This window comes from Phenylobacterium sp., from assembly GCF_041919955.1.
Lineage (GTDB): Bacteria > Pseudomonadota > Alphaproteobacteria > Caulobacterales > Caulobacteraceae > Phenylobacterium.
Genome location: NZ_JAYRSU010000045.1, coordinates 1 through 3,572, shown reverse-complemented (window position 1 = coordinate 3,572; position 3,572 = coordinate 1). Strand labels below are relative to the sequence as shown.

The window sequence follows — 3,572 nt, the reverse complement described above, 5'->3', positions numbered from 1 at the left end:
AAGTCCGCCGCCTGTCGGAAATCGTGGACGTGCCGGTCGGCAAGGGCCTGCTGGGCCGCGTCGTCAACCCGCTGGGCGAGCCGATCGACGGCAAGGGCCCGATCCAGAACGTGGCCGAGCGCCGCCGCGTGGACGTGAAGGCGCCGGGCATCATCCCGCGGAAGTCGGTGCACGAGCCGGTGCAGACCGGCCTGAAGGCCATCGACTCGCTGATCCCGGTCGGCCGCGGCCAGCGCGAGCTGATCATCGGCGACCGTCAGACCGGCAAGACCGCCGTCGCCGTCGACACCATCCTGAACCAGAAGTCGGTGAACGCGACCGGTGACGAGAGCGCCAAGCTCTACTGCATCTACGTCGCCATCGGCCAGAAGCGCTCGACCGTCGCCCAGATCGTGAAGACGCTCGAAGAGCGCGGCGCCCTGGACTACACTATCGTCGTGTCGGCCACCGCCTCGGAACCGGCCCCGCTGCAGTTCCTGGCTCCGTTCGCCGGCTGCGCCATGGGCGAGTGGTTCCGCGACAACGGCATGCACGCCGTCATCATCTACGACGACCTTTCCAAGCAGGCCGTCGCCTACCGCCAGATGTCGCTGCTGCTGCGCCGTCCGCCGGGCCGCGAAGCCTATCCGGGCGACGTCTTCTATCTGCATAGCCGCCTGCTGGAACGCGCCGCGAAGCTGAACGAAGACAACGGCTCGGGCTCGCTGACGGCCCTGCCGGTCATCGAAACCCAGGCCAACGACGTGTCAGCCTACATTCCGACCAACGTGATCTCGATCACCGACGGCCAGATCTTCCTGGAAACCGACCTGTTCTTCCAGGGCATCCGCCCGGCCGTGAACGTCGGCATCTCGGTCAGCCGCGTGGGCTCCTCGGCCCAGATCAAGGCGATGAAGCAGGCCTCCGGACCGATCAAGGGCGAGCTCGCCCAGTATCGTGAAATGGCCGCCTTCGCGAAGTTCGGTTCGGACCTCGACGCCACCACCCAGCGCCAGCTGGCCCGCGGCGAGCGCCTGACCGAGCTGCTGAAGCAAGCCCAATACTCGCCGCTGGCGGTCGAAGAGCAGGTGGCGGTGATCTACGCCGGCACCCGCGGCTATCTCGACGGCGTCGCGACCGCCGATGTCGGCCGCTACGAAAGCGAGCTGCTGGCCCGCCTGCACTCCAAGCACCAGGACATCCTGGACACCATCCGCACCAGCAAGGAGCTGAAGGCGGACACTGAGGCCAAGCTGAAGGAAGCTCTCGAAGCCTTCACCAAGAGCTTCGCGTAAGTCAGCGGAGCTTTAGGAGATGGCCAGCCTCAAGGAGATGCGCAATCGGATCGGAAGCGTGAAAGCCACGCAGAAGATCACGAAGGCGATGCAGATGGTGGCGGCGGCGAAGCTTCGCCGCTCGCAGGACGCTGCGCAAAACGCCCGGCCCTACGCCCAGCGCATGGCTTCGGTCATCGCCAACCTGGCGGCGGGCGTGTCGGGCGACGGCGCGCCGAAGCTGCTGGTCGGCACGGACCGCAGCGACCGCCATCTGGTGGTCGTGGCGACTTCGGACCGCGGCATGGCCGGCGGCTTCAACACCTCGATCATCCGCGCCGCGCGCGAGCGGATCAACGATCTGGTCCGTCAGGGCAAGGACGTGAAGATCCTGGTCGTCGGCAAGAAGGCCCGCGACCAGCTGAAGCGCCAGTACGGCGAACGTTTCGTCGGGTTCTTCGAGGCCGGCGTCCCGTCGATGGCGACCGCCCAGCCGGTGGCCGACAAGATCACCGAGCTGTTCGAAGCCGGCGAGATCGACGTCGTCACCCTGGCGTTCAGCCGCTTCCGTTCGGTCGTGGCCCAGGTTCCGACGCTTACCCAGCTGATCCCGGCCCAGGTCGAGGACGGTGGGGCGACGATCGACCTGAAGGGCGCGGCCTATGAGTACGAGCCGGGCGAAGAGGAAATCCTCGAAACCCTGCTGCCGCGGAACCTGACCGTCCAGGTGCTGTCGGCCATGCTCGAGAACCAGGCTGGTTTCTACGCCGCTCAGATGACGGCGATGGACAACGCCACGCGCAACGCCGGCGACATGATCGCCAGCCTCACCCTGCAGTACAACCGCTCACGCCAGGCGCAGATCACCAAGGAGCTGATCGAGATCATCTCCGGCGCCGAAGCGATCTAACCCGAAAGAGTCCGACCCATGGCCACGACCCCCAAGGCTCCCGCCAAGAAGCCCGCCGCCCCGAAGGCGGCCGCCGCGCCGAAGGCCGCCGCCGCCAAGGCCGCGCCGAAGGCTGCTGCTCCGAAGGCCCCCGCCGCCGCCAAGGCCGCTGCGCCGAAGGCCGCCGCGACCGCCGGCGTGGCCACCGGCCGCATCTCGCAGATCATCGGCGCCGTCGTCGACGTCGAGTTCGACGGCCACCTGCCGGCGATCATGAACGCGCTGGAGACCACCAACACCGACCAGCGGACCGGCGCCCCGTTCCGCCTGGTGCTGGAAGTCGCCCAGCACCTGGGTGAGAACACCGTCCGCACGATCGCCATGGACACCACCGAGGGCTTGACCCGCGGCCAGCCCGTGACCGACACCGGCCGTTCGATCACCGTTCCGGTCGGCCCGGCGACCCTCGGCCGCATCATGAACGTCATCGGCGACCCGATCGACGAAGCCGGCCCGATCGACACCCCCTTCTACGCCCCGATCCACCGGGAAGCCCCCAGCTTCGCCGAGCAGTCGACGGCGGCCGAAGTGCTCGTCACCGGCATCAAGGTCATCGACCTGCTCTGCCCCTACACCAAGGGCGGCAAGATCGGGCTGTTCGGCGGCGCGGGCGTCGGCAAGACCGTGACCATGCAGGAGCTGATCAACAATATCGCGAAGGCCTACGGCGGTTACTCCGTGCTGGCCGGCGTCGGTGAGCGCACCCGCGAAGGCAACGACCTCTATCACGAGATGATCGAGTCGAACGTGAACCAGCCCGGCGGCGGCGGCGACAGCCGCTGCACCCTGGTCTACGGCCAGATGAACGAACCCCCGGGCGCCCGCGCCCGCGTCGCCCTGACCGGCCTGGCCCAGGCGGAGTACTTCCGCGACCAGGAAGGCAAGGACGTGCTGCTGTTCGTCGACAACATCTTCCGCTTCACCCAGGCCGGCTCGGAAGTGTCGGCTCTGCTGGGCCGCATTCCCTCGGCCGTGGGTTATCAGCCCACCCTGGCCACCGAGATGGGCAACCTGCAGGAGCGCATCACCTCGACCTCCAAGGGTTCGATCACCTCGGTCCAGGCCATCTACGTTCCCGCCGACGACCTGACCGACCCGGCCCCGGCCGCCTCGTTCGCCCACCTGGACGCGACCACCGTGCTCTCGCGCGATATCGCCGCCCAGGCCATCTTCCCCGCCGTGGACCCGCTGGACTCCACCTCGCGGATCATGGACCCGCTGGTCATCGGTGACGAGCACTACAGCGTCGCCCGCCGCGTCCAGGAAACCCTGCAGGCCTACAAGGCCCTGAAGGACATCATCGCCATCCTGGGCATGGACGAGCTGTCGGAAGAGGACAAGCTGACCGTGGCCCGCGCCCGGAAGATCCA

The 3,572-nt window shown here is 67.7% G+C and carries 3 protein-coding genes; all 3 read left to right on the top strand.

The window, feature by feature from the left end:
* A partial coding sequence (atpA, locus tag ACE3T2_RS20945) for a F0F1 ATP synthase subunit alpha (RefSeq protein ID WP_374661003.1) occupies window positions 1-1,274 on the top strand: 1,274 nt, incomplete at its 5' end.
* A gap of 19 nt (window positions 1,275-1,293) precedes the next feature.
* Window positions 1,294-2,163, top strand: a complete 870-nt coding sequence (locus tag ACE3T2_RS20940) for a F0F1 ATP synthase subunit gamma (RefSeq protein ID WP_374661001.1) — start codon at window positions 1,294-1,296, stop codon at window positions 2,161-2,163.
* Window positions 2,164-2,181: 18 nt separating this feature from the next.
* The coding region (atpD, locus tag ACE3T2_RS20935; protein WP_374660999.1) for a F0F1 ATP synthase subunit beta at window positions 2,182-3,572 on the top strand (1,391 nt) is incomplete at its 3' end.

Coding starts and splice junctions, on each gene's coding strand:
- ACE3T2_RS20940 (WP_374661001.1), top strand. CDS start 1,294: ATGGCCAGCCTCAAGGAGATGCGCAATCGGATCGGAAGCGTGAAAGCC.